Source organism: Streptomyces sp. HP-A2021 (assembly GCF_022807935.1).
Lineage (GTDB): Bacteria > Actinomycetota > Actinomycetes > Streptomycetales > Streptomycetaceae > Streptomyces > Streptomyces afghaniensis.
This window is the reverse complement of record NZ_CP094344.1, coordinates 7,584,689-7,609,335: the sequence shown is the minus strand read 5'-3', so window position 1 is coordinate 7,609,335 and position 24,647 is coordinate 7,584,689. Positions and strand designations below refer to the sequence as shown.

The 24,647-nt window shown below is 71.0% G+C and carries 24 protein-coding genes; 16 read left to right on the top strand and 8 right to left on the bottom strand.

Annotated features, from left to right (window positions below; translation table 11 throughout):
• The first annotated feature begins 29 nt into the window (after nt 1-29).
• From MQE23_RS34385 to tyrS, 3 genes are read left to right on the top strand one after another with little or no spacing between them, the layout of a single operon-like run.
• Nucleotides 30-1,553, top strand: a complete 1,524-nt coding sequence (locus MQE23_RS34385; RefSeq protein ID WP_020274133.1) for a TldD/PmbA family protein — start codon at nt 30-32, stop codon at nt 1,551-1,553.
• Nucleotides 1,550-2,944 carry a metallopeptidase TldD-related protein gene (locus MQE23_RS34380; RefSeq protein ID WP_020274132.1) on the top strand — a complete coding sequence of 465 codons (1,395 nt, stop codon included), beginning with the start codon at nt 1,550-1,552 and terminating at the stop codon, nt 2,942-2,944. The genes MQE23_RS34385 and MQE23_RS34380 overlap by 4 nt, the downstream gene beginning before the upstream one ends.
• A 56-nt stretch (nt 2,945-3,000) precedes the next feature.
• Entirely contained in the window at nt 3,001-4,269 is a 1,269-nt protein-coding gene (gene tyrS, locus MQE23_RS34375; protein ID WP_243381159.1) for a tyrosine--tRNA ligase, read from the top strand.
• Between the two features lie 60 nt (nt 4,270-4,329).
• Here tyrS and MQE23_RS34370 read toward each other — a convergent pair whose 3' ends face one another.
• Complete coding sequence (locus MQE23_RS34370; protein ID WP_243381157.1) at nt 4,330-4,605, bottom strand: GlsB/YeaQ/YmgE family stress response membrane protein; 276 nt, start codon at nt 4,603-4,605, stop codon at nt 4,330-4,332.
• Nucleotides 4,606-4,848: 243 nt separating this feature from the next.
• Between MQE23_RS34370 and MQE23_RS34365 the strand changes: the two genes are divergently transcribed.
• Together MQE23_RS34365 and MQE23_RS34360 are read left to right on the top strand one after the other, a co-directional pair.
• Nucleotides 4,849-5,244: a DUF3099 domain-containing protein gene (locus tag MQE23_RS34365; RefSeq protein ID WP_020274129.1), complete on the top strand. Its 396-nt coding sequence runs from the start codon at nt 4,849-4,851 to the stop codon at nt 5,242-5,244.
• Nucleotides 5,245-5,460: 216 nt separating this feature from the next.
• On the top strand, nt 5,461-5,679 hold the full coding sequence (locus MQE23_RS34360) for a hypothetical protein (protein ID WP_037670584.1): 219 nt from the start codon (nt 5,461-5,463) through the stop codon (nt 5,677-5,679).
• On the opposite strand, the gene moaA is transcribed toward MQE23_RS34360, so the two are convergent.
• The 3 genes from moaA to MQE23_RS34345 all read right to left on the bottom strand — a co-directional run bounded on the left by moaA (nt 5,680) and on the right by MQE23_RS34345 (nt 8,819).
• Nucleotides 5,680-6,669 carry a GTP 3',8-cyclase MoaA gene (gene moaA / locus MQE23_RS34355; RefSeq protein ID WP_020274127.1) on the bottom strand — a complete coding sequence of 330 codons (990 nt, stop codon included), beginning with the start codon at nt 6,667-6,669 and terminating at the stop codon, nt 5,680-5,682.
• A gap of 171 nt (nt 6,670-6,840) precedes the next feature.
• Nucleotides 6,841-8,466, bottom strand: a complete 1,626-nt coding sequence (locus tag MQE23_RS34350; RefSeq protein ID WP_020274126.1) for a cation acetate symporter — start codon at nt 8,464-8,466, stop codon at nt 6,841-6,843.
• Nucleotides 8,463-8,819: a DUF485 domain-containing protein gene (locus tag MQE23_RS34345; RefSeq protein WP_020274125.1), complete on the bottom strand. Its 357-nt coding sequence runs from the start codon at nt 8,817-8,819 to the stop codon at nt 8,463-8,465. The genes MQE23_RS34350 and MQE23_RS34345 overlap by 4 nt, the downstream gene beginning before the upstream one ends.
• Nucleotides 8,820-9,075: 256 nt before the next feature.
• On the opposite strand from MQE23_RS34345, the gene MQE23_RS34340 reads away from it, so the two are divergent.
• The 4 genes from MQE23_RS34340 (at nt 9,076) to MQE23_RS34325 (ending at nt 13,636) form a co-directional block, all read left to right on the top strand.
• Entirely contained in the window at nt 9,076-10,605 is a 1,530-nt protein-coding gene (locus tag MQE23_RS34340) for a S8 family serine peptidase (protein ID WP_037670582.1), read from the top strand.
• A 60-nt stretch (nt 10,606-10,665) separates the two neighbouring features.
• A complete protein-coding gene (locus MQE23_RS34335) occupies nt 10,666-12,186 on the top strand; it encodes a S8 family serine peptidase (protein WP_243381155.1) in 1,521 nt (506 codons plus the stop codon).
• A 78-nt stretch (nt 12,187-12,264) separates the two neighbouring features.
• The gene (locus tag MQE23_RS34330) at nt 12,265-12,609 is read left to right on the top strand and encodes a hypothetical protein (RefSeq protein WP_020274122.1); all 345 of its coding nucleotides are present in this window, start codon (nt 12,265-12,267) and stop codon (nt 12,607-12,609) included.
• Between the two features lie 52 nt (nt 12,610-12,661).
• Nucleotides 12,662-13,636 carry a CopD family protein gene (locus MQE23_RS34325; RefSeq protein WP_128092616.1) on the top strand — a complete coding sequence of 325 codons (975 nt, stop codon included), beginning with the start codon at nt 12,662-12,664 and terminating at the stop codon, nt 13,634-13,636.
• Nucleotides 13,637-13,659: 23 nt separating this feature from the next.
• On the opposite strand, the gene MQE23_RS34320 is transcribed toward MQE23_RS34325, so the two are convergent.
• Together MQE23_RS34320 and MQE23_RS34315 are read right to left on the bottom strand one after the other, a co-directional pair.
• Nucleotides 13,660-14,340: a lysoplasmalogenase gene (locus MQE23_RS34320; protein ID WP_243381154.1), complete on the bottom strand. Its 681-nt coding sequence runs from the start codon at nt 14,338-14,340 to the stop codon at nt 13,660-13,662.
• Nucleotides 14,337-15,221, bottom strand: a complete 885-nt coding sequence (locus MQE23_RS34315; RefSeq protein WP_020274119.1) for a sterol desaturase family protein — start codon at nt 15,219-15,221, stop codon at nt 14,337-14,339. The genes MQE23_RS34320 and MQE23_RS34315 overlap by 4 nt, the downstream gene beginning before the upstream one ends.
• A 246-nt stretch (nt 15,222-15,467) precedes the next feature.
• Here MQE23_RS34315 and MQE23_RS34310 point away from each other — a divergent pair, with 246 nt between their 5' ends.
• The 3 genes from MQE23_RS34310 (at nt 15,468) to MQE23_RS34300 (ending at nt 17,645) form a co-directional block, all read left to right on the top strand.
• A complete protein-coding gene (locus MQE23_RS34310) occupies nt 15,468-16,469 on the top strand; it encodes a DEDDh family exonuclease (protein ID WP_020274118.1) in 1,002 nt (333 codons plus the stop codon).
• A 95-nt stretch (nt 16,470-16,564) separates the two neighbouring features.
• Nucleotides 16,565-16,798, top strand: coding sequence for a hypothetical protein (locus MQE23_RS34305; RefSeq protein WP_082319948.1), 234 nt, complete (start codon nt 16,565-16,567; stop codon nt 16,796-16,798).
• Between the two features lie 49 nt (nt 16,799-16,847).
• On the top strand, nt 16,848-17,645 hold the full coding sequence (locus tag MQE23_RS34300) for an SURF1 family protein (RefSeq protein ID WP_020274116.1): 798 nt from the start codon (nt 16,848-16,850) through the stop codon (nt 17,643-17,645).
• 130 nt (nt 17,646-17,775) lie between these two features.
• Here the strand turns inward: MQE23_RS34300 and MQE23_RS34295 are convergent, their stop codons facing one another.
• Nucleotides 17,776-19,923 carry a carbon starvation CstA family protein gene (locus tag MQE23_RS34295; RefSeq protein ID WP_020274114.1) on the bottom strand — a complete coding sequence of 716 codons (2,148 nt, stop codon included), beginning with the start codon at nt 19,921-19,923 and terminating at the stop codon, nt 17,776-17,778.
• Between the two features lie 58 nt (nt 19,924-19,981).
• A complete protein-coding gene (locus tag MQE23_RS34290) occupies nt 19,982-20,194 on the bottom strand; it encodes a DUF3311 domain-containing protein (protein WP_020274113.1) in 213 nt (70 codons plus the stop codon).
• Between the two features lie 168 nt (nt 20,195-20,362).
• Here MQE23_RS34290 and MQE23_RS34285 point away from each other — a divergent pair, with 168 nt between their 5' ends.
• Genes MQE23_RS34285 through MQE23_RS34270 form a run of 4 tightly spaced genes read left to right on the top strand, consistent with a single transcriptional unit; the run spans nt 20,363 to nt 24,647 of the window.
• Nucleotides 20,363-21,910, top strand: coding sequence for a symporter YodF (locus MQE23_RS34285; RefSeq protein WP_020274112.1), 1,548 nt, complete (start codon nt 20,363-20,365; stop codon nt 21,908-21,910).
• A 29-nt stretch (nt 21,911-21,939) separates the two neighbouring features.
• Nucleotides 21,940-22,491 carry a SigE family RNA polymerase sigma factor gene (locus MQE23_RS34280; RefSeq protein WP_020274111.1) on the top strand — a complete coding sequence of 184 codons (552 nt, stop codon included), beginning with the start codon at nt 21,940-21,942 and terminating at the stop codon, nt 22,489-22,491.
• Nucleotides 22,488-22,820, top strand: a complete 333-nt coding sequence (locus MQE23_RS34275) for a hypothetical protein (RefSeq protein WP_020274110.1) — start codon at nt 22,488-22,490, stop codon at nt 22,818-22,820. Before MQE23_RS34280 ends, MQE23_RS34275 begins: the two co-directional genes overlap by 4 nt.
• 33 nt (nt 22,821-22,853) lie before the next feature.
• The gene (locus tag MQE23_RS34270) at nt 22,854-24,647 is read left to right on the top strand and encodes a glycoside hydrolase family 15 protein (RefSeq protein ID WP_020274109.1); all 1,794 of its coding nucleotides are present in this window, start codon (nt 22,854-22,856) and stop codon (nt 24,645-24,647) included.

The window sequence follows — 24,647 nt, the reverse complement described above, 5'->3', positions numbered from 1 at the left end:
CACCCTCACCTCGACAGAAAGAGACGGCGGTGCCTCATACCATCGACGAGGCCTTCACGGCCCTCCCCCTACGCGCCCTCGCCGACGCGGCCCTCGCACGCGCGCGTGCGCTGGGCGCCGAGCACGCGGACTTCCGGTTCGAGCGGGTGCGCAGCGCCTCCTGGCGGTTCAGGGACGCCAAGCCCGCCGGGTCGTCGGACACCACCGACCTCGGGTACGCGGTGCGTGTCGTGCACGGCGGTACCTGGGGCTTCGCCTCCGGGGTGGATCTCACACTGGACGCCGCCGCCAAGGTGGCCTCCCAGGCGGTGGCCATGGCGAAGCTCTCGGCGCAAGTGATCAAGGCGGCCGGGTCCGACGAGCGCGTGGAGCTGGCCGACGAGCCGGTGCACGCCGAGAAGACCTGGATCTCGTCGTACGAGATCGATCCGTTCACCGTGCCCGACGAGGAGAAGGCCGGGCTGATCGGGGACTGGAGCGCGCGGCTGCTGGCGGCCGACGGGGTCGACCATGTGGACGCCTCGCTGCTCACCGTCCACGAGAACAAGTTCTACGCCGACACCGCCGGGACCGTGACCACGCAGCAGCGGGTGCGGCTGCACCCGGTGTTCAACGCCGTGTCGGTGGACGAGTCGAGCGGCGAGTTCGACTCGATGCGCACCCTCGCCCCACCCGTGGGGCGCGGCTGGGAGTACCTGCGGGGCACCGGCTGGGACTGGGAGAGCGAGCTGGAGCAGATCCCGGAACTGCTCGCCGAGAAGATGCGGGCACCGAGCGTCGAGGCGGGCCTGTACGACCTGGTCGTCGACCCGTCCAACCTGTGGCTGACCATCCACGAGTCCATCGGGCACGCCACCGAGCTGGACCGGGCGCTCGGTTACGAGGCCGCCTACGCCGGCACCTCCTTCGCCACCTTCGACCAGCTGAACAAGCTGCGCTACGGCTCGGAGCTGATGAACGTCACCGGTGACCGCACCGCCGAGCACGGGCTGGCCACCATCGGGTACGACGACGAGGGCGTCGCGGCGCAGTCCTGGGACCTGGTGAAGGACGGCAGGCTCGTCGGCTACCAGCTGGACCGGCGGATCGCGAGACTGACCGGCTTCGAGCGGTCCAACGGATGCGCCTACGCCGACTCCCCCGGGCACGTGCCGGTGCAGCGCATGGCCAACGTGTCGTTGCGGCCGGACCCGGCCGGGATGTCCACCGAGGACCTGATCGGGGGCGTGGAGCGGGGCGTCTACGTCGTCGGCGACCGGTCCTGGTCGATCGACATGCAGAGGTACAACTTCCAGTTCACCGGGCAGCGCTTCTACCGCATCGAGAACGGGCGGCTCGCCGGGCAGCTGCGGGACGTGGCCTACCAGGCGACGACGACCGACTTCTGGGGCTCGATGGCCGCGGTGGGCGGTCCGCAGACGTACGTCCTGGGCGGCGCCTTCAACTGCGGCAAGGCCCAGCCGGGCCAGGTCGCGGCCGTGTCGCACGGCTGCCCGTCGGCCCTCTTCAAGGGCGTCAACATTCTGAACACGACCCAGGAGGCCGGTCGATGAGCGCGCGAACCAGCAAGCCGCACGAGGTCGTCGAGCGCGCCCTCGAACTGTCCCGGGCGGACGGGTGTGTCGTCATCGCCGACGAGCAGTCCACCGCCAACCTGCGCTGGGCAGGCAACGCACTGACCACGAACGGGGTCACGCGCGGGCGCACGCTCACCGTCGTCGCCACGGTCGACGGCAAGGAGGGCACGGCCTCGGGGGTCGTGTCACGGTCCGCCGTGACGGCCGACGAGCTGGAGCCCCTGGTGCGGGCCGCCGAAGCCGCCGCGCGCGGCGCCGGGCCCGCCGAGGACGCACAGCCGCTGGTCACGGGTGTGACGCAGGCGCCGGAGTTCACGGAGGCGCCCGTCGAGACCTCCTCCGCCGTGTTCGCCGACTTCGCTCCGGCACTCGGCGAAGCCTTCGCACGCGCGCGTGCGGGCGGCCGGGAGCTGTACGGCTTCGCCAATCACGAACTGGTGTCCACGTACGTGGGGACGTCCACGGGGCTGCGGCTGCGGCACGACCAGCCGAACGGGACGCTGGAGCTGAACGCCAAGTCGCCGGACCGGACCCGGTCCGCCTGGGCCGGTCGCTCCACCCGGGACTTCAAGGACGTCGACCCGGCGGCGCTGGACGCGGAGCTGGCCGTGCGGCTCGGGTGGGCCGAGCGGCGCGTGGAGCTGCCCGCGGGCCGGTACGAGACGCTGCTGCCGCCGACGGCCGTCGCGGACCTGCTGATCTACCAGATGTGGTCGGCGTCGGGCCGGGACGCGGTGGAGGGCCGCACGGTGTTCTCCAAGCCGGGCGGAGGCACGCGGGTGGGCGAGAAGCTGACCGACCTGCCGCTGACCTTGCGCAGCGACCCGCACGAGCCCGGTCTGGAGTCGGCGCCCTTCGTGATCGCGCACTCCTCCGGCGGTGACCAGTCGGTGTTCGACAACGGGCTGCCGCTCGCGGCCACCGAGTGGATGAGCCGGGGCGAGCTGCGGCATCTGACGACCAGCAGGCACAGCGCGGGCCTCACCGGCCTGCCCGTGGCGCCGGGCATCGACAACATCGTCCTGGACGGGGGCGACGACCGCTCCCTGGAGGAGATGGTCGCGAACACCGAGCGCGGGCTGCTGCTGACCTGCCTGTGGTACATCCGGGAGGTCGATCCGGCGACGCTGCTGCTCACCGGTCTGACCCGGGACGGCGTCTACCTGGTCGAGAACGGCGAGGTGACCGGCGAGGTGAACAACTTCCGGTTCAACGAGTCGCCGGTCGGCGTGCTCGGCCGGGCCACCGAGGCGGGGCGTACCGAGAAGACGCTGCCCAGGGAGTGGAGCGACTGGTTCACCAGGGCCGCGATGCCCGCGCTGCGCGTACCGGATTTCAATATGAGCTCTGTCAGTCAGGGCGTATAACCTCGTAGTCGGCTGTCACCCGACTGCCCGAAGATCATCAAGGAGACACGAGAACCGTGACGGACATCGTCGACGAGCTGAAGTGGCGCGGGCTGTTCGCCCTGTCCACTGACGAGGACGCTTTGCGCAAGGCGCTCGCGGACGGTCCCGTCACGTTCTATTGCGGCTTCGACCCGACGGCGCCGTCGCTGCACGTGGGGCACCTGGTGCAGGTGCTGACCGTGCGCCGGCTCCAGCAGGCCGGTCACCGGCCGCTGGCGCTGGTGGGCGGCGCCACGGGCCTGATCGGCGACCCGCGCCCGACCGCGGAGCGCACGCTGAACGATCCGGAGACGGTCGCCGGCTGGGTCGGCAAACTGCGCTCCCAGATCGAGCCGTTCCTGGACTTCGAGGGCGAGAACGCCGCCGTCATGGTCAACAACCTCGACTGGACGGAGAACCTCTCCGCGATCGAGTTCCTGCGGGACATCGGCAAGCACTTCCGCGTCAACAAGATGCTGACCAAGGACTCCGTCGCCCGGCGCCTGGAGTCCTCCGAGGGCATCAGCTACACGGAGTTCAGCTACCAGCTCCTCCAGGGCATGGACTTCCTCCAGCTGTACCGGAGGTACGGCTGCACGCTCCAGCAGGGCGGCAGCGACCAGTGGGGGAACCTCACGGCGGGTCTGGACCTGATCCACCGGCTGGAGCCGGACGCCACGGTGCACGCCATGGCGACCCCGCTGATGACCAAGGCGGACGGCACCAAGTTCGGCAAGACCGAGGGCGGCGCCGTCTGGCTCGACCCGGAGATGACGACGCCGTACGCGTTCTACCAGTTCTGGCTGAACGTGGACGACCGGGACATCTCCAAGTACATGCGCATCCTGTCCTTCCGTTCCCGCGAGGAGCTGGAGGAGCTGGAGCAGCAGACCGAGGAGCGTCCGCAGGCCCGTGCCGCGCAGCGTGCGCTGGCCGAGGAGCTGACGACCCTGGTGCACGGCGCCGACCAGACGGCCGCCGTGATCGCCGCGTCCAAGGCCCTCTTCGGGCAGGGCGAGCTGGCGGAGCTCGACGAGCGGACGCTGGCCGCGGCCCTGTCCGAGGTGCCGCACATCCAGGCCGTCGAGCTCGGTCCGGTCGTCGACCTGTTCGCCGAGGTGGGCCTCGTGGCCAGCAAGTCGGCCGCGCGCCGCACGGTCAAGGAGGGCGGCGCCTACGTGAACAACGTCAAGGTCGCCGGCGAGGACGCGGTCCCCGCCAAGGAGGACCTGCTGCACGGCCGTTGGCTGGTGCTGCGCCGGGGCAAGAAGAACCTGGCGGCGGTGGAGGTCACCGGCGCCTGAGCGCGTGCGGAACGGGGCGGTCTCCGGTGCCCGGAGACCGCCCCGTTGCCGTGCGCCCCGTTATGCCCTGCGTCTGCTTCCCCTGGCCGCCGTCCAGGCCCGGTCGCCGAGACCGACGAGGATGATCGCCATCGCCAGTTGGAAGACGTGCCGCCACCAGTCGATGCCCGCTGTGGCGTCGACACCGGCCGCCCGGGCGATGGCGTTGCCGGCGACGGCGCCGATCATGCCCAGGATGACGGTCAGCCACAGGGGGACGTGCTGCTTGCCCGGAATGATCGCCTTGGCGAGCAGACCCAGTACCAGTCCCACGATGATCGCCCACAACCAGCCCATCGCTGCCTCCTCGTACGGCTCGACGTGAGCACTACGCCCAGTGTCGGCCCAGGTGCCCTACGCCGCATGCCAGGGATGGCCGTACCTATCACGGCTCAGGCCGTTCGTCCGGGCCGGACCGGCCCCGGTCTCGTAGCCGACGCAGGTGCGGCGTACCGTGGAAGCTGTCCTGGCCAGGCTCCCCGACCGGTCCAGGGCGGCTACGGGGCGGGGAGATCCGATACGGGCGGATGGTGGAATGCGATGCGGAAGCAGCATGGCGGCGGACACGTCGAGGTGTTCCGGATCACCGGCGCCCGGGCCGGACTCCAGGAGGACGTCCGCGGGCGGCAGCGCCGGTACGTGATCTCGATGACGGTCCGCACGATCTCCGTGATCCTCGCGGCCACCCTGTGGAACGTCGAACGGCACGTCGCCGTCGTGGCGTTGGTGCTCGGGCTGGTGCTGCCGTACATCGCGGTGGTGATCGCGAACGCCGGGCGCGAGAACGCGCCGTCTCTGCCGTCGACGTTCGTGGTGCCGCCGGTGCGGCCGATGATCGCGCCGCCGGGGACGCAGGACGGTCCCGCGGAATCCGTCGCGGAAGACGCCGTGTCCGGGACGGTGCCGGGGGCGCGGACCGATTCGCAGGAGCGGTAGGGGCCCTCGGGGGCGATCACAAACGGAAGTCATCTTCCCGCCAAGCTCAAGAAAAGCTCAGATCAATCATGTTGTTCAGGTGCCGGGCGCGGGGTTACCCGTGACATACTTCGTACGCGCTCCGCATCCCCCGTCGGAGCGACGGACCGACGCCGGGCAGCTCCCCCCGTGGCTGCTCGGCGTCGCCTTTTCTGTGTGCAGTGGTGAGACGAAGCTGTGAGTGACGAGACGCCCATCTGTTCCGCGAAGGGCTGCCGTACGGATGCCGTGTGGGTGCTGGCGTGGAACAACCCGAAGATCCATACGCCGGAGCGGCGCAAGACGTGGCTCGCGTGCGAGGAGCATCGCGAGCATCTGTCGCAGTTCCTCGGGGTGCGGGGGTTCTTGAAGGACGTGGTGCTGCTGCAGGAATGGGAGTCCTCGCAGAACCCCTAGCTAGCCCCCGATCGCTGACATGGGGCGGTCCGGCTGCACGAAGGTCGGGTCGTCCAGCCCCGCTCCCGCCTTCTTGCCCCACATCGCCAGGCGCCAGATGCGGGCGATCTCCTCGTCCGGGGCGCCCGAGCGCAGGGCGGCACGCAGGTCCGTCTCCTCCCGGGCGAACAGGCACGTGCGTATCTGTCCGTCGGCGGTGAGGCGGGTGCGGTCGCAGGCCGCGCAGAAGGGGCGGGTGACGGAGGCGATCACGCCGACGACATGCGGGCCGCCGTCGACCAGCCAGCGCTCCGCCGGTGCCGAGCCGCGTGCCTCGTCGCCCTCGGGGGTCAGCTCGAAGCGCGTGCGCAGGGAGGTGAGGATGTCGCCTGCCGTGATCATGCCGTCGCGCTTCCAGCCGTGCTGGGCGTCCAGGGGCATCTGTTCGATGAAGCGCAGCTCGTAGTCGTGCTCCACGGCCCAGGCGAGGAGGTCGGGGGCCTCGTCGTCGTTGAGCCCCGGCATCAGGACCGAGTTGACCTTGACCGGCGTGAGGTCCGCGTCGCGCGCGGCGTGCAGTCCCTCGATGACGTCCTTGTGGCGGTCGCGGCGGGTGAGGGTCTTGAAGACGTCCGGGCGGAGCGTGTCGAGGGAGACGTTGACCCGGTCCAGGCCTGCGGCCTTCAGGGCCGCCGCCGTGCGCTTGAGGCCGATGCCGTTGGTCGTGAGGGACATCTGGGGGCGCGGTTCGAGGGCCGCGACGCGCTCGACGATGCCGACCAGGCCGGGGCGCAGCAGGGGCTCGCCGCCGGTGAAGCGGACCTCCTCGATACCGAGGGAGGTGACCGCGATGTCGATCAGGCGGACGATCTCGTCGTCGGTGAGCAGGTCCGGCTTGGCCAGCCACTGCAGGCCCTCCTCGGGCATGCAGTACGTGCAGCGCAGGTTGCACCGGTCGGTCAGCGAGACCCTCAGGTCGGTGGCCACTCGGCCGTAGGTGTCGATGAGCACGTGGGCCCCCTCCCTCGACGCGGATCGTGCCCGGAGCACTTCTTCTCCGACACCTGAGAGCCTACGTGACCGCACTGACATCACCACAGGCCCGATCCCACGACGTGGAACGCGGCCGCGCCGCAGGGACCTGGAGGTTCCTACGACGCGGCCGCGCGAGGGGGTTCGTGCTCAGTGGGCGCCGGTGCCGGTCAGGGACCGGACCTCCAGCTCGGCGTACTTCTTGACGTCCGGCTCTTCCTTGGACAGGACCGTGCCGAGCCAGCCCATGAGGAAGCCGAACGGGATGGAGATGATGCCCGGGTTCTTCAGCGGGAACCAGGCGAAGTCGACCTCGGGGAACATCGCCTTGGGGTCGCCGGAGACGACGGGCGAGAACAGCACCAGGCCGACGGCGACGATCAGACCGCCGTAGATCGACCACAGGGCGCCCTGGGTGGTGAACCGCTTCCAGAACAGGCTGTAGAGGATCGTCGGCAGGTTGGCGGAGGCCGCGACCGCGAAGGCGAGCGCGACCAGGCCGGCCACGTTCAGGTCGCGGGCCAGGGCGCCCAGGCCGATGGAGACGACGCCGATGAAGACGGTCGCCCAGCGGGCCGCGCGGACCTCCTCGGCGCCGGAGGCCTTCCCCTTGCGGATGACGTTGGCGTAGATGTCGTGCGCGAAGGACGACGACGAGGCGAGGGTGAGGCCGGCGACGACGGCGAGGATCGTCGCGAAGGCCACCGCCGAGATCGTGGCGAGCAGGATCGCGCCCCAGGTCGAGTCGACGCCGCCCAGGTGCAGGGCGAGCAGGGGTGCCGCCGTGTTGCCGGACGGGTTGGAGGCGATGATCTCCTCCTGCGAGATGAGCGCGGCGGCGCCGAAGCCGAGCGCGATCGTCATCAGGTAGAAGCCGCCGATGATGCCGATGGCCCAGTTCACGGACTTCCGGGCGGCCTTGGCGTCGGGCACCGTGTAGAAGCGGATCAGGATGTGCGGCAGGCCGGCGGTGCCGAGCACCAGGGCGATGCCGAGGGAGATGAAGTCCAGCTTGGAGGTGCCGGTCGCGCCGTACTGGAGGCCGGGCTCCAGGAAGGCGGCGCCCTTGCCGCTCTTCTCGGCGGCGGTGCCGAGCAGGTCGGAGATGTTGAAGTTGAACTTCAGCAGCACCAGGAAGGTGATCAGGATGGTGCCGCCGATGAGCAGCACGGCCTTGATCATCTGAACCCAGGTGGTGCCCTTCATGCCGCCGATGGAGACGTAGACGATCATCAGGACGCCGACGAGGGCGACGATGAGGATCTTGCCGGCGTCGGAGGTGATGCCGAGCAGCAGCGAGACGAGGACGCCCGCGCCGGCCATCTGGGCCAGCAGGTAGAAGATCGACACGACGATGGTGGACGTGCCGGCGGCGGTGCGGACCGGGCGCTGGCGCATGCGGTACGCGAGGACGTCGCCCATGGTGTAGCGGCCGGAGTTGCGCAGCGGCTCGGCCACCAGGAGCAGGGCGACCAGCCAGGCGACGAGGAAGCCGATGGAGTAGAGGAAGCCGTCGTAGCCGAAGATGGCGATCGCGCCGGCGATGCCGAGGAACGACGCGGCCGACATGTAGTCGCCGGAGACGGCGAGGCCGTTCTGGAAGGCGCTGAACTGGCGTCCGCCCGCGTAGAAGTCGGCGGCGTCCTTGGTCTGACGGCCCGCCCAGATGGTGATGCCGAGTGTGGCCAGGACGAACAGCGCGAACAGGGTGATGATCAGCGGGCGGTGCTCGCTGGCCTCGTTCGCGGCGAGAAGCGTCTGCTGTGCGGTGCTCATGCGCCGCCCTCCATCCGGGACTTGATGGCCTCGGCCTTGGGGTCGAGGTTCGCGGCGGCGTGCTTGGAGTACCACCAGGCGATGAGGAATGTGGTGACGAACTGGGCGACGCCGAAGACGAGGGCGACGTTGATGTTGCCGAACAGCTTGGTGCCCATGAAGCCGCCCGCGTAGTTCGACAGCAGGACGTACAGCAGGTACCAGGCGATGAAGGCGACGGTCAGCGGGAAGGCGAAGGAGCGGTAGGAGCGGCGCAGTTCACCGAACTCCGCGCTCTCCTGCACCTCGCTGAACTCCTCGGGTGAGGGGAGTTTGTGTTGCTCTTTCGAGGGGGGCGGTGCGTCGGTGGCCACGGAGAGTCTCCTCGCGATGACGGAAGCGGTTGTGAACAGGGACGGAGGCGAGTGTCCTCGCGCTCCTTGTCCAACGTCACGGCGGCACGCGAGAACCGGTTCAACCGCGCGGCGTTCTTTCCGAAGTCGTTTCGACAAAACGTTGCTGGCCAGCGAGAGCGCGAGATAGCTTCGCCCTGCACCACCTCGTCATGTACCTGCCCGAGCACCACCTGTGCCTCGGGCCGGTTTCGTTTCCGGAGGATGTGGAGACCCCATGTCTCACTTGCGTTCCAGACGCCGGCTCGCCCTCGCCGTGCCCGTCGTGCTGTCCCTGACGGCCTCGCTGGGCTTCCTGCCCGCCGCCGCGTCGGCGGCCCCCCAGGCGGAGTCGGCCGCCCGCACGGCGGACGCGCCGAAGCTGGCGTACGTCGTCAACACCAAGGTGGACCGGCACACGATCGCGTCGGTGAAGAAGGCGATCGGGAAGGCCGACGGCTCGGTCGTGGCCACGTACGAGCGGATCGGCGTGATCGTCGTCCACTCCTCGAACGCCGACTTCGCCAAGACCATACGCAAGGCCCGCGGGGTCCAGTCGGCGGGCGCGACGCGCACGACGCCCCTGACGGCCGCGGGGACGAAGGAGGAGGGCGCGGTCGAGTACCTGACGGCCGCCCAGGCCAAGCGCACCGAGGCCGCCTCGGCGAAGACTCCCGAGAGCGAGCCCCTCGAGGCCGACCAGTGGGATCTGCGCGCGATCGGCGCCGACAAGGCCGCGAAGATCAACCCGGGCAGCAGCAAGGTGACCGTCGCCGTGATCGACACCGGCGTGGACGACACCCACCCCGACATCGCCCCGAACTTCTCCGCGTCCCAGTCCGCCAACTGCGCCGGCGGCAAGCCCGACACCAGCCAGGGCGCCTGGCGGCCGTACACCGCCGACGACTACCACGGCACGCATGTCGCCGGTGAGATAGCCGCCGCGCGCAACGGAATCGGCGTCGCCGGCGTCGCACCCGGTGTGAAGGTCTCCAGCATCAACGTGACCGACCGGGCGAACGGTCTCTTCTACCCGGAGAGCGTGGTGTGCGCCTTCGTGTTCGCCGCCGACCACGGCGTCGAGATCACGAACAACAGCTACTACGTCGATCCGTGGCTGTACAACTGCATGGACGATCCGGACCAGCGGGCCATCGTCGACGCGGTCAACAGGGCGCAGCTGTACGCGCAGAAGAAGGGCACGCTCAACGTCGCCTCGGCGGGCAACTCCAACCACGACCTGGACGCGGACGCGATCGTCGACGACTCCAGCCCGGACGACTCCACCCCCGTCGAGCGCACCATCGACCCGCACGAGTGCTTCGACGTGCCGAACCAGCTTCCGGGTGTCGTCACGGTGAGCTCGACGGGCGTCGACAACGTGAAGTCGTACTTCTCGACGTACGGCGAGGGCGTCGTCGACGTCGCGGCGCCGGGCGGCGACCGGCGCTACCAGATACCCGACACGCCCTCGAAGGACGGCCGCATCCTGTCAACGCTGCCGAACGGCGCGTACGGCTTCCTCCAGGGCACCTCGATGGCCTCCCCGCACGCCTCCGCTGTGGCCGCGCTGCTGAAGTCCAAGCACCCGTGGGCGTCCGCGGCCCAGCTCCAGGCCCTGCTGAAGGCGCAGGCCGACCGGACCGCCTGCCCCGAGTCGTACGACCAGGACGGTGACGGCACGCAGGACGCGGTGTGCGAGGGCGGCAAGCGCGTCAACGGCTTCTACGGGTACGGCATCGTCAACGCGCTGCGCGCCGTCAAGTGACGCGCGCTGCCCAGACTTTCCGCACAGTCCGCCCGTAACCGCGAACGAACTGGAGACTCCATGACTGCGCCGCACGCGCGTTACCGCCGCGCCGTCGCGATCCCGGCCGGGATGGCCGTGGCCACGGCCCTCGCTTTCCTGCCGAACACCACGGCCACGGCCGCCGACGAGGCACCCACGGCGGTCTCGGCCGACGCGACCTCGCTCAGCTACGTCGTCAACGTCGAGCCGGGCCAGGGCACTTCGGCGTACGTGAAGAAGGCCGTCGGCAAGGCCGGGGGCACGATCGTGACGTCGTACGACCAGATCGGCGTCATCGTCGTCCACTCCTCGAACCCCGACTTCGCCAAGAGCATCCGTAAGGTGCGCGGGGTGCAGTCGGCCGGTGCCACCCGCACCAAGCCGCTGCCGTCGGCGTCGACGGGCGACCTGGGCACGCCGAAGGCGTTGAGCGCGGCCGAGGTCGCCGAGGCCGAGGCCCCCGCCGGGCAGGACCCGCTGGAGCCGCAGCAGTGGGATCTGCCCGCCATCAAGGCGGACAAGGCGCACGAGAAGTCGCTGGGCAGCAAAGAGGTCACGGTCGCCGTGATCGACACCGGCGTCGACGACACCCACCCCGACATCGCGCCCAACTTCGACCGGGGCGCGTCGGTCAACTGTGTCTCGGGCAAGCCGGACACGTCCGAGGGGGCCTGGCGGCCGGGCGCCGGGGAGAGCCCGCACGGGACGCACGTGGCCGGTGAGATCGCCGCCGCGAAGAACGGTGTCGGCATGACCGGTGTCGCACCCGGGGTGAAGGTCTCCGGCATCAAGGTGTCCAACCCGTCCGGCTTCTTCTACACGGAGGCCGTGGTGTGCGGCTTCGTGTGGGCGGCCGAGCACGGGGTCGACGTGACGAACAACAGCTATTACACCGACCCCTGGTACTTCAACTGCAAGAACGACCCGGACCAGAAGGCGCTGCTGGACGCGGTCGGCCGGGCCTCGCGGTACGCGGAGAAGAAGGGCGCGGTCAACGTCGCGGCGGCCGGCAACGAGAACTACGACCTGGCCTCCGACGAGATCACCGACCCGTCCTCGCCGAACGACACCACGCCGGGCGACCGGGTCGTCGATCCGTCGAAGTGCCTCGACATCCCGACCCAGCTGCCGGGCGTCGTCACGGTCGCCTCGACGGGTGCGAAGGGCATCAAGTCGTCCTTCTCCAACTACGGTCTGGGTGTCGCGGACATAGCCGCCCCGGGCGGCGACTCGACCGCCTACCAGAAGCCGGAGGCGCCGGCCACGAGCGGCCTGATCCTGGGCACGCTGCCGGGCGGCAAGTGGGGTTACATGGCCGGTACGTCGATGGCGTCCCCGCACGTCGCGGGCGTCGCCGCCCTCATCAAGTCGACGCATCCGTACGCCTCTCCGGCCCTGGTGAAGGCCCTCCTGTACGCCGAGGCCGACGCCACCCCGTGCACCGACCCGTACGACATCGACGCCGACGGCAAGACCGACGCGGTGTGCGAGGGCTCGAAGAACCGCAACGGTTTCTACGGCTGGGGCATCGCTGACGCGCTGGACGCGGTGACCAAGTAGAACTCGTGTGGAGGTAGTCCGGGCCGGGCGGGGGCACCCGCCCGGCCCGCTTCCTGTCTGCGGCAGGATTCCTTGTCAGTGGTGTGTGTGCTGTGGGTGGCGGTGGTGGCCGCGTTTCTCGTCGTCGGCATGTTCGCCGAGGTGGTCACGGCGTTCAGCAACACCCTCGAACGCGGCGATGCCGAGTACTACAAGGCACGCGTGGACAAGGCGGTCGCGAAGCGGACCGCCCGGGCCTCGGCTCCGGTCGAGCCGAACAAGCCGCGGCCGCCGGCCGAGTGCGCGATACCGCTGCGGGCCTACCGCGGCGTCGGCGGCTGGTACGTCGCCGAAGTCGCGCTCGCGCAGGGCTGGGAGCTGCGGCCGACGGACGTGCGCAAGGAAGTCCGGTTGTGGTGGTCGGCCGCGTCGAAGGTCGCCTGAGTCCGTCCTCGAGGATTTGCCCAGCCGTGTGAAGGCTGGTGAAGATCTCGGGGTGACTTTGACAAGACCCGTCGCCGTCCTGGTGCTGGTGGCACTGGCCGCGCTGATCCCGCTGCTCGGCCCGTCCTCGGCGCTGCACGGCACCGGGGAGGCCGCCGCGCCCGGCGCCGGCGGCATAGCCCTGCTGCGCACGGTGCTGTTCGCGGCCCTGTGCGTACCGATCGGCGAACTGTTCGTGAACCGGCTGGCGCGTTCCGTGCCGGGTACGGAGACAGCCGGCGGCCGTCCCGTCGCGCCGCGCAGCTGGTCGGCGTTCGCGGCCGCCGCCGGTTTCGTCGCCGCGCTCGGGCTCGCCTCGGTCGTGGCCACGGGCAATCTCGTCCCTGACGGCCTGTCGGACATCGACGTCGGCGGCCTCTACGCGTCCCGGGACGGCAAGCTGGCCCTGCTGGAGGTCAACGCCTTCCTCGTGGCGGGGCTGTGCGCCGGCTCGCGCCGGCCGGCCACGCAGCTGTGGCCGCCGGCCGCCGTGGTGGTCGCCGAAGCCCTGCGCGCGCACCCCGCTACCGAGCACACCCCGCTGACCGGCTCCGGGCTGACGCTCGTCCACCTCACCTGTGCGGCGCTGTGGACGGGCGGTCTGCTGCACGCACTGCGCACACTGCGGCTGTGGCACGGCCGGTACGGCGCGGAGGCGGGTGCGGCCCTGCTGGGTCTCTACGCGCGCGTGGCGGCCGTTCTGCTCGCCGCCGTCACCGCGACGGGCGTGTGGAGTTCACTGCGCCGGATGCCGCCGGAGACGGTCCTGGAGCAGCTGACGGCGACGGCGTACGGGCGGGCCCTGCTCGCCAAGGTGCTCCTCGTGGCCGCCGTCGCCGCCCTCGCCCTGTGGGCGCGGCTGCGGCTGCGCCGGGCGGCCGACCCGCTGACCGCCTGTGCACCGGCGCGGGCGGAGGTGGTCGCGCTGGGCCTGGCGGTCGCCGTGTCCGGGCTGCTGACGGCCCTCCCGCTGCCCATCCGCTGGTGACGCTCGCCACCCGCCGGCGACCCTCAGACGGCCCGCATCTCTCCGTACGTCGCGGCCGGCGCCCTGCGCGCGTTGAGCGCCCCGAGCGTGCCGCCGGCCAGCAGGGCCTGTGCGGCGATGTACGTGAGCATGATCCAGAAGTCCGGCGCGGGCGGCTGCGGCCAGTCGGCGACGCCGGTCGCGATGAGCGAGTCGGACAGCAGGAAGAGCGCACCGCCGAGTCCGGTGAAGAGGCCGAGCCGGATGGCGGCCCGGTACGCCATGGCCGTGAGCAGGAGGCTGTACCCGGCGACGGGCAGCCGCAGGTCCGCGGGCAGGTCCGGCCACAGCAGCGCGACGGTCGCGACGAGGGCGGTGGCGTAGCCCAGGGCGAGGAGGGCCGCACGCGCGCGCGGCACCGCGTACCGGCTGCCGTACCTCCCGAAGAGGACGAGGTAGCAGACGTGTCCCGCCGCGAAGCAGCCCATGCCGGCGAGGAAGGCCGGCTCGGCGTCGGACAGCAGCAGCACGTCCCCGCCCCAGCCGAACAGCAGGGCGGCCATGAGCGGCCGGGGCGCCCGGCGCAGGACGGCCCAGAGTGCCAGGAGCGGCATCAGCAGCGGCTTGGCGACGGCGTGCCCGGCGTCGAAGCCGGCCGCGAGGGAGAGGAGGTCGACGACGGCGGCGAGACCGAAGGCGCCGAGGAGGAGCCGGGAGCGGCTCACGCCGACGCGCTCTCAGCAGTCGTACCGGTAGGAGCCACGGGTGGCGCGGCCGGCGCGGGCCCCCACCCCGGCCCCCGGAACACGCGCCCCGCGCGCTCGCGCCAGTCGCGCGCCCCCTTCAGGTCCTTGGCGATGGACACGTACTCGTGCGTCGCCACCTTCAGCGGGTTGTACGTGTCGATGTTCTTGGTCAGTCCGTACACGGGCCGCACGGTCTCGGCGACGAAGGATCCGAACAGCCGGTCCCACACGATGAGGATGCCGCCGAAGTTGCGGTCGAGATAACCACCCTGGGAGGCGTGGTGGACCCGGTGGTGCGACGGGGTGTTGAAGACGAACTCGAACCAGCGGGGCATCTTGTCGATCCGCTCCGTGTGGATCCAGAACTGGTACACGAGGTTCGCGGAGGAGCAGAACGCCAGCGCGGCCGGGTGGACTCCGGCGGCGACGAGGGGGACGTAGAACGGCCACACCGTCAGGGACGTCCAGGGCTGGCGCAGCGCGGTGGTGAAGTTGAACTTCCGGCTGGAGTGGTGGACGACGTGGCAGGCCCACAGGATGCGGATGACGTGGTGGCCGCGGTGGGACCAGTAGTAGAAGAAGTCCTGCGCGAGCAGCATCAGCGGGACGGTCCACCACAGGACGGGCACGCGCAGGGGCGTGAGTTCGTAGAGGGCCGTGTAGAGGGCGACGATCGGGATCTTCCAGACGAAGTCGAAGACGAGACTGCCGAGCCCCATGCCGACGCTCGTCGCGGCGTCCTTCGCCTCGTAGCCCGCCGCGCCCTCGTCGGGGTGGAGGCGGTAGCTGACCACCTCGATCACGGTGAGCAGCACAAATGCGGGTATCGACCACAGCACGACATCGGGCAGGTTCGGCATGCCTGAACCGTAGGGCGGCAGCCCCGCCCCGGCCAGACGTTGTTACCCACAAGTATTACCGACGGTACGCGCTTGCTTCTTGGCGATCTCCGCCAAACGGAGCGGGACGACAGCACCTGACCGTCGATCAGACGTACGCCTCACGAACGGACAGACCGGACAAGGCGCCTGAGGGGGCATCGGAAGAGCGGAGCTTGCGCACCTGGCGGACGGCGGTGTCAGTCGTGGCCCGTATCCTCAGGAACCATGCTGGAAGACCTGACAACCGCAGCGTTCTCTCCCACGTCGTGGCCGGCCGCGTATCCCAAGGGGTACGCGGTCGTTGACGTGGAGACCACGGGCCTGGCCCGGGACGACCGCATCATCTCGGCGGCCGTCTACCGGCTGGACGCGCGCGGCGAGGTCGAGGACCACTGGTACACGACGGTCAACCCGGAGCGCGACCCCGGCCCCGTGTGGATCCACGGACTGACGAGCGAGGCACTCGAGGGCGCGCCCCTCTTCCAGGACATCGCCGAGGAGTTCACGGCCCGGCTCCAGGGGCGGGTGCTCGTCGCGCACAACGCCGTCTTCGACTGGCAGATGATCGCCCGGGAGTACGCCCGCGCGAAGTGCGAGGCGCCGGTGCGGCAGCGGCTGTGCACCATCGCGCTCTCCAAGGAGCTCGGGCTTCCGCTGCCCAACCACAAGCTGGAGTCGCTCGCCGCGCACTTCGGCGTCGTCCAGCGGCGGGCGCACCACGCGCTGGACGACGCGCGCGTGCTGGCGGAGGCGTTCCGCCCCAGCCTCAGGGCCGCGGCGGCGAGCGGCGTGCGGCTGCCGCTGCACGAGTGCCGGCCGCTGACGGAGTGGTCGGACCGCCCCGCCACGCCGCGCATCGGGCAGCAGGCGGGCCCGCGGGGCTACGGCGGCTACCGCCAGACCAGTTGGCGCCCGTCCCGGAAGCGGCCCGCCTGCCCCTACCCCAACCCTGGGCGCTACGAGACGGGCGGGCGGCTCAAGCAGGGCATGCGGGTCGCCTTCTCCGGCGACACCTCGACCGAGCGCGAGCTGCTGGAGGACCGGGCGACCGAGGCCGGGCTGCACGTGGCCACCAGCCTGTCCAGGCTGACCAGCCTGCTCGTCACGAACGACCCGGACTCGGGCACGTCCAAGGTGGTCAAGGCCCGGCAGTTCGGCACCCCGATCGTGGACGAGGCGGCGTTCGGGCAACTCCTCGCGGATGTGGAGCCGGCTTCGGAGGGGTGACCGTACGGATGGGTGACCGTACGGATGGGTGATTGACGGGCGACTCGCCCGGCGGCCGCTCGCCCGGGCGGGGACGACGGCTCACCCTGTGGCGCATGGCGACCTGTGAGGTATGTGGCAATCAGTACGGAATGACCTTCGAGGTGCATGCGCAGGGGGCGGTGCACGTCTTCGACTGCTTCGCCTGCGCGATCCACCGCATGGCCCCCATCTGCGAGCACTGCCGGGTCCAGATCATCGGCCAGGGTGTCGAGGTCGAGGGCCACTGGTTCTGCGGAGCCCACTGCGCCCGCGCGGAGGGAAAGGTAGGAATTGTCGACAAGGTCTGAACCCACACCCGCCTGAATGCACCCCACGACCGAGTTGTACGGTCGTGGGGTGTACCGCTTCCTGATGTCCCGGCAGTGGGTGATCCTCACGCTGATCGCCCTGCTTCTCATCCCCACGATGATCAGGCTGGGCATCTGGCAGATGCACCGCTACGAGGAGCGCACCGCCCGGAACCAGCTGGTCACCGACGCGCTGGCGGCCGAGCCGGTGCCCGTGGAGAAGCTGACCGCGCCCGGGCACACCGTCACGAGCGCCGAGCGGTACCGGACCGTGACCGCGAAGGGCCGCTTCGACACGGAGGACGAGGTCGTCGTCCGCCGCCGCACCAACTCCGACGACGAGGTCGGCTACCACGTCCTGACCCCGTTCGTCCTTGACGACGGCAAGGTCCTGCTGGTCAACCGGGGCTGGATCCCCTCGGACGGCCCGAGCCAGACCACGTTCCCGAAGGTCCCCGCACCGCCGGCCGGCGAGGTGACCGTCGAGGGGCGGCTGATGCCGAGTGAGACGACCGCGGCGAGCGGGATCAAGGACCTCAAGGGCCTGCCGGACCGGCAGATCATGCTGATCAACAGCGAGCAGGAGGCCCGGCGCCTGGACGCGCAGGTGCTCGGCGGCTACATCGCGCAGACGGCCCCCGAGCCCAAGGGCGACATCCCCGAACTGCTGGGCGACCCCGGCAAGGAGGACGCCGCCCTGAACTACGCCTACGCCATCCAGTGGTGGCTGTTCTCCGCCGCCGTCCCGGTCGGCTGGGTGGTCCTGGCCCGCCGCGAGGCCCGCGACCGGGCGCAGGCGGCGGCCCGGGAAGCCGACGTGAGTGAGACGGAGCCGGCGGCGGTGTGACCCCGGCCGGCCGCCCCTCGGCCGCGTCAGCAGCAGCGCCCCTGCCGGCACTCCTCGCGGTGTGACCGGTTCAGTACCTCCGTCAGTTCCCGCACGTACCAGCGCACCGCCCGTGCCCAGCGCACCACCCTCACGTACGGACTCCCGCCAGCGGCTCGTCCGGCACGTCCGGCACGTCGAGGCGGGACTCCACGTACGGCGCCTCCGTGACCGGAGTGGAGCCCGGGGCCCGTATCGCCCGCACGCAGACCACCGCGGCGTTGCCGATCACGACGGCGACCAGCAGCAGGAACAGGGCGATCAGCACACCGTCGACCGTGGAGTTGGTGACCACGGTGTGCATGTCGTCGAGGTTCTTGGCGGGTGGCAGGACCTGACCGGCGTCGAGGGCGTCGGCGTACCGCGCGCGCTGGGCGAAGAAGCCGATCTTCGGGTCGGCGGAGAAGATCTTCTGCCAGCCCGCGGTGAAGGTGATCGCCACGACCCAGGCGAGCGGGACGCCGGTGACCCACGCCCAGCGCAGCCGGCCGGACTTGATCAGGATCGTGGTGCAGACGGCCAGGGCGATCGCGGCGAGGAGCTGGTTCGCGATGCCGAAGAGCGGGAAGAGCTGGTTGATCCCGCCGAGCGGGTCGGTGGCTCCGGTGTACAGGAAGTAGCCCCAGGCCGTCACGACGAGGGCGCTGCACAGCCAGATGCCCGGCTTCCAGTTGACCCGGCCGGCCGGCTTCCACACGTTGCCGAGCATGTCCTGGAGCATGAAGCGGCCGACGCGGGTGCCCGCGTCCACCGTCGTCAGGATGAACAGCGCCTCGAACATGATGGCGAAGTGGTACCAGAAGGCCTTCATCCCGGCGCCGCCGAAGACCCCGGAGAAGATCTCCGACATGCCGACGGCCAGGGTCGGAGCCCCTCCGGAGCGGGCGATCAGCGTCTGTTCCTCCACGGCCTTGGCGGCCTGGGTGAGCTGGTCGGGGGTGATGGTGAAGCCGAGGCCGGCGACGGCGTGGGAGGCCGACTCGGCCGTCGTGCCGAGGAGGGCCGCCGGGGCGTTCATGGCGTAGTAGAGGCCCGGCTCCAGGGTCGCCGCGGCGATCAGCGCCATGATCGCGACGAACGACTCCATCAGCATGGCGCCGTAGCCGATCATCCGGACCTGGGACTCCTTCCGGATCAGCTTCGGGGTGGTCCCGGAGGAGACCAGCGCGTGGAAGCCGGACAGCGCGCCGCAGGCGATGGTGATGAAGAGGAAGGGGAACAGGGCCCCGGCGAAGACGGGCCCGGCACCCGACGAGGCGAAGTCGCTCACCGCGTCCGTGCGCAGGACCGGCGCCGCGACGACCACGCCGACCGCGAGCAGGGCGATGGTGCCGATCTTCATGAAGGTGGAGAGGTAGTCGCGCGGCGCGAGCAGCATCCACACCGGCAGGACGGAGGCGACGAAGCCGTAGCCGACGAGGCAGAAGACCAGGGTCGTGGGACTGAGCGTGAAGGCGGAGGCCAGCGAGGACTCCTGGATCCAGCTGCCGCCGACGATCGCGAGCAGCAGCAGGACCACGCCGATCAGACTGGTCTCGACGACCCGGCCCGGGCGGATGACGTGCAGCCAGAAGCCCATGAACAGGGCGATGGGGATGGTCATCGCGACGGAGAAGGTGCCCCAGGGGCTGTGGGCGAGGGCGTTGACGACGACCAGCGCCAGGACTCCCAGCAGGATGATCATGATGGCGAACACGGCGATCAGGGCGGCGGCCCCGCCGGCCCGGCCGATCTCGTCGCGGGCCATCTGCCCGAGCGACGTGCCGTCCCGTCGCATCGACAGGAACAGCACGACCATGTCCTGCACCGCGCCCGCGAAGATCACCCCCGCCACGATCCACAGGGTCCCCGGCAGGTAGCCCATCTGGGCCGCGAGCACCGGTCCCACCAGGGGTCCGGCGCCGGCGATCGCGGCGAAGTGGTGCCCGAGCAGCACCCGGCGGTCGGTGGGGTGGTAGTCGACGCCGTCCTCGAGGCGTTCGGCGGGGGTGGCCCGGCGGTCGTCCGGCTCCAGGACCCGGCGGGCGATGAACCGGGAGTAGAAGCGGTAGGCGATGGCGTACGACCCGAGCGCGGCGATCACCAGCCAGACCGCGGAGATCCGCTCGCCGCGGGCCAGGGCGAGGACGCCCCAGGCGACCGCGCCGAGCAGGGAGACGGCGGTCCACAGCAGAATCGGCCGTGTTCTGGACTTTTCCGGCACCTCGGGCCCGGATTCGGGCAGGGCTGATGCGGGCATGGCGGCTCCTCACCTCGACGGGTGTGCACAACGGGGAGTGCGGATCAGGGCGTGCGGATCAGCGGTGCCGATCCGTCAGCGCGTACGCGGCGAGCAGGCACAGGCCGCAGCCCGGTACCCACGCGAGTTGGTACCAGTAGAAGAACGGCGTCCCCGCGAGCCGCGGACCGGCACCGGCGTACAGCGGGACCCACAGCAACCCGGCCGCGGGTGCGAGCAGCAGCAGGGCGACGGCGACGCGCCGTAGCCGGGGGTGCCCGGTGTGTGCCATGACCTGTGCTCCTCTCCCGCTCGCTGTCGGTCTGTGCAAGAGTTGCGCACTCGCCGGAAGTGGTTGACACGGTGTTCGAGAAAGATTTCCCGCCGGTTTCCTGTCCTCCGGACGGGCCGTCCGCGCAACTCTCGCGCGAGGGCACAGGCACACCAAGGACGGTGACCCATGGCTGACGGCGCCATGACCGCGACGTTCCTCGCCGTGATCGGCGGGGCGTCGCTGCTCGCCGTCACCGCGCGGTGGCTGCGCCCGGTCGACCGGCTGCCCTCGCTGGAGGGCTGGGCCCTGGCCGACCGCTCCCTCGGCCCCGGCTGGACCTGGCTGCTGCTGGGCGGCACGATCTTCACCGCGTACACCTTCACCGCCGTACCCGGACTGGCCTACGGCAACGGCGCCCCCGCCTTCTTCGCCGTGCCGTACACGGTGATCGTCTGCCCGCTCGCCTTCGTGCTGCTGAGCCGGCTGTGGAGCGTGGCCCGGCGGCACGGCTACATCACTGCCGCCGACTTCGTGCGCGGCCGGTACGGGTCGCCGCCGCTGGCCCTGGTGGTGGCGCTGACCGGGATCCTCGCCACGATGCCGTACCTGGCGCTGCAACTGCTGGGCATCAGGGCGGTCCTGACGGCCGGGGGCGTGTACCCGCGGGGCGCTGCCGGGGACCTGGTGCTGGTCGCGCTGTTCGCGGGGCTCGCGGTGGCCACGTACCGGCACGGGCTGCGGGCGCCCACGGTGATCTCCGCGCTGAAGGCGGTGGCGGTGTTCGTCTCGCTCACCGCGGTGACCTGGCTGGTCCTCGCGCGGCTGGGCGGCCCGGGCCCGGTCTTCGACGGCGCGGCGCGGCGGCTGGGCGGCCCGGCGCTGCTCCTGTCCCCCGCCCAGCAGCCGGCCTATGCCTCGCTCGCGCTCGGCTCCGCCCTCGCCCTGCTGATGTACCCGCACGTGCTCACCGCCGGTTTCGCCGCCGACGGCCCCCGCACCCTGCGCAAGGTCTCGGTCGCGCTGCCCGCCTGGACCGGGCTGCTCGCGCTGTTCGGGTTCCTCGGCATCGCCGCCCTCGCGGCGGGGGTGCGGGCTCCGCGCGGCGGTGCCGAGGCGGCCGTGCCGATGCTGGTGGACCGGCTGATGCCGGCGCCGCTGGCCGGCCTGGTGTTCGCTGCGATCGCCGTGGGGGCGCTCGTCCCGGCGGCGGTGATGTCGATCGCCGCGGCCACGAGTTTCGTCCGCAACGTGTACGTCGAGTACGTCCATCCGACGGCCACGCCGAAGCGGCAGGTGCGGATCGCCAAGGCGGTGTCGCTCACCGCGAAGGTGGGGGCCGTGGCGTTCGTGTTCGGTCTGCGCGACCAGGACGCCGTCAACCTCCAGCTGCTCGGCGGCGTGTGGATCCTGCAGATCTTCCCGGCCGTCGCCGTGGGGCTGTTCACCCGGTGGCCGCACCCGCGGGCGCTGCTCGCCGGATGGGCCGTGGGCATGGCGTCGGGGACGTACCTGGTGGTGCGCGAGGGGTTCTCCCCGATCGTGCCGCTCGGCGTCGGCGCCCGGCCGCTGGAGATCTACGCCGGGCTCGCCGCCCTGCTGCTCAATCTGACCGTCGCGCTGACCGCCACCGCGGTGCTGACCCGCCTCGGTGTCCCGCGCGGCGCCGACGCGACCGACCTGCCGTCCCGCCTGACCGTCCGGCGACGCCCGGAGACCGGAGCGAACAACTCGTGAGACGCAGACAGAACCCCACGCTGCCACCGGTGCCGACACCGGCACCGGCACCGGCCGAGCCCCTCGCTCCCCCGGCCGGCGACTCCGCCGACCTGGAGCGCGAGGCCGGTGTCGCCCGCCTCTTCGAGCTGCACTACTCCTCGATGCTGCGCCTCGCCGTCCTGCTCGGCGCCGACGACCCGGAGAACGTGGTGGCCGAGGCGTACTACCAGATCTACCGCAAGTGGCGGCGGCTGCGGGACGCGGCCGCGGCGGAGGCGTATCTGCGCTCCACCGTCTGCAATCTGACGCGGATGCGGATCCGGCACCTTCAAGTCGCCCGCAGACACGAGGAGAACCCGCCGGACGACACGGTCGCCTCCGCCGAGCACGCCGCGCTGCTGCGGGACGACCAGCGCGTGCTGATCGACGCGCTCCAGCAGCTGCCACCCCGGCAGCGCGAGGCGCTGGTGCTGCGGCACTGGCTCGGTCTCAAGGAGAGCGAGATAGCCGCCGCGATGGGCATATCCGGCGGTTCGGTCAAGACGCACACGGCACGCGGCATCGCCGCCCTGACCCAGGCGATGGAGGCCCGGCGATGACGAATCGAGACCACACTCCGTCGCGTGGCACCAGTCCGGACCGGGCCGGTCACGGCCGCACCGAGGAGGAGCTCCGCGAGGCGCTCCGGGTGCTGGCGGGCGGGGTGCTCCCCGACCCCGACGCGTACCGCACGGCACGCGGTGAGTGGCTGCGGCGCGAGCGCCGGCGGCGGCTCGTGCTCGCCGTGCTGATCGCCGTCGTGTTCACGCTGGCCACCCTGATCGGCCTGTGGGTGCTCAACCAGGCCCCGTCGGACCCGGGGGTGATCTTCTCGGGCACGCGCGCCCCGGTCGCCGAAGGCCCGTCACTCCCCCGGCCCCTGCCCTGATTGCCGCGCCGACTTGCCGGGAACCCGCACTCCGTGCACCCGAGCATCGAGGACTACGCGCTCATCGGCGACGAACAGACCGCCGCCCTGGTCGGCACGGACGGATCCGTGGACTGGCTCTGCCTGCCCCGCTTCGACTCGGCCGCCTGCTTCGCCAAGCTGCTCGGCGACGAGGACAACGGCTTCTGGCGCATCGCCCCCGTGGGGGCGGACCGGTGCACCCGGCGCGCCTACCGCCGCGACACCCTCGTCCTGGACACCGAGTGGGAAACCGGGCGGGGGACGGTCCGCGTCACCGACCTGATGCCCCAGCGCGACCAGGCCCCCGACCTCGTACGCGTCGTAGAGGGCCTGGACGGCGAGGTGACGCTCCACAGCGTCCTCAAGCTGCGCTTCGACTACGGCTCGATCATCCCCTGGGTACGCCGGGCCGACGGTCACCGCGTCGCCGTCGCCGGACCCGACTCGACCTGGCTGCGCAGCGAACCGGAGGTGCGCAGCTGGGGCGAGGACTTCGGGACGCACGCGGAGTTCACGGTCCGCAAGGGCGAGAAGGTCGCGTTCGTCCTCACCTGGCACCCCTCCCACGAAGAGCGCCCGCCGCTCGTCGACCCGTACGAGTCGCTGCGGCACAGCGTCGAGGACTGGCGGGCCTGGGCGTCGCGCTGCCGCTACGACGGACCGTACCGGGACGCCGTCGTCCGCTCCCTGATCACCCTCAAGGCACTCACCTACGCCCCGACCGGCGGCATCGTCGCCGCCGCGACGACCTCACTGCCCGAGGAGCCGGGCGGGGTGCGCAACTGGGACTACCGCTACTGCTGGCTGCGCGACTCCACCCTCACCCTGGGCGCGCTGCTGGCCGCGGGCTACCAGGAGGAGGCCGAGGCCTGGCGCAACTGGCTGCTGCGCGCGGTCGCGGGTGACCCGGCGGACCTCCAGATCATGTACGGCGTGGCGGGCGAGCGACGGCTGCCCGAGTTCGAGCTGCCGTGGCTGTCCGGCTTCGCCGGGTCCGCCCCCGTGAGGATCGGGAACGACGCCGTGAAACAGCTTCAGCTGGACGTCTACGGCGAGGTCATGGACTCCCTGTCGCTGGCCCGCGAGTCGGGCCTGTCCGCCCAGCCGGACGTGTGGGCACTGCAGAGAGCCCTGATGGACTTCCTGCGCACCCACTGGCGGCAGCCGGACGAGGGGCTGTGGGAGGTGCGCGGCGGCCGGCGCCAGTTCGTGCACTCGAAGGTGATGGTGTGGGTCGCCGCCGACCGTGCCGTGCGCACCCTGGAGCGCCACCCGGAGCTGGACGGTGACCTGGACGGCTGGCGCGCGCTGCGCGACGAGGTGCACCGCGAGGTGTGCGACAAGGGCTACGACCCCGCACGCAACACCTTCACGCAGTCCTACGGCTCGCCCGAACTGGACGCCGCGCTGCTGCTCATCCCGCGCGTCGGTTTCCTGCCGCCCGACGATCCACGGGTGGTCGGCACCATCGACGCGGTCCGCGAGGAGCTGGACCACGGCGGCTTCCTGCGCCGCTACACCACCGACCACGAGGACGACGCGGCCGTCGACGGACTGCCCGGCTCCGAAGGCGCCTTCCTGGTGTGCTCGTTCTGGCTCGCGGACGCCCTGCACATGACGGGCCGTACGAAAGAGGCCCGGGAGCTGTTCGAGCGGCTGGCGGGACTCGCCAACGACGTCGGCCTGCTGTCCGAGGAGTTCGACCCGGTGTCCGGCCGGCAGCTCGGCAACGTCCCGCAGGCGTTCAGCCACATCGGCCTGGTGAACACCGCCATGGCCCTGTTCGGTGAGGACGGGGCAGGATAG

Coding starts and splice junctions, on each gene's coding strand:
- MQE23_RS34380 (WP_020274132.1), top strand. CDS start 1,550: ATGAGCGCGCGAACCAGCAAGCCGCACGAGGTCGTCGAGCGCGCCCTC.
- MQE23_RS34370 (WP_243381157.1), bottom strand. CDS start 4,605: ATGGGCTGGTTGTGGGCGATCATCGTGGGACTGGTACTGGGTCTGCTC.
- MQE23_RS34365 (WP_020274129.1), top strand. CDS start 4,849: ATGCGGAAGCAGCATGGCGGCGGACACGTCGAGGTGTTCCGGATCACC.
- MQE23_RS34350 (WP_020274126.1), bottom strand. CDS start 8,466: ATGAGCACCGCACAGCAGACGCTTCTCGCCGCGAACGAGGCCAGCGAG.
- MQE23_RS34340 (WP_037670582.1), top strand. CDS start 9,076: ATGTCTCACTTGCGTTCCAGACGCCGGCTCGCCCTCGCCGTGCCCGTC.
- MQE23_RS34335 (WP_243381155.1), top strand. CDS start 10,666: ATGACTGCGCCGCACGCGCGTTACCGCCGCGCCGTCGCGATCCCGGCC.
- MQE23_RS34315 (WP_020274119.1), bottom strand. CDS start 15,221: ATGCCGAACCTGCCCGATGTCGTGCTGTGGTCGATACCCGCATTTGTG.
- MQE23_RS34310 (WP_020274118.1), top strand. CDS start 15,468: ATGCTGGAAGACCTGACAACCGCAGCGTTCTCTCCCACGTCGTGGCCG.
- MQE23_RS34305 (WP_082319948.1), top strand. CDS start 16,565: ATGGCGACCTGTGAGGTATGTGGCAATCAGTACGGAATGACCTTCGAG.
- MQE23_RS34295 (WP_020274114.1), bottom strand. CDS start 19,923: ATGCCCGCATCAGCCCTGCCCGAATCCGGGCCCGAGGTGCCGGAAAAG.
- MQE23_RS34290 (WP_020274113.1), bottom strand. CDS start 20,194: ATGGCACACACCGGGCACCCCCGGCTACGGCGCGTCGCCGTCGCCCTG.
- MQE23_RS34285 (WP_020274112.1), top strand. CDS start 20,363: ATGGCTGACGGCGCCATGACCGCGACGTTCCTCGCCGTGATCGGCGGG.
- MQE23_RS34275 (WP_020274110.1), top strand. CDS start 22,488: ATGACGAATCGAGACCACACTCCGTCGCGTGGCACCAGTCCGGACCGG.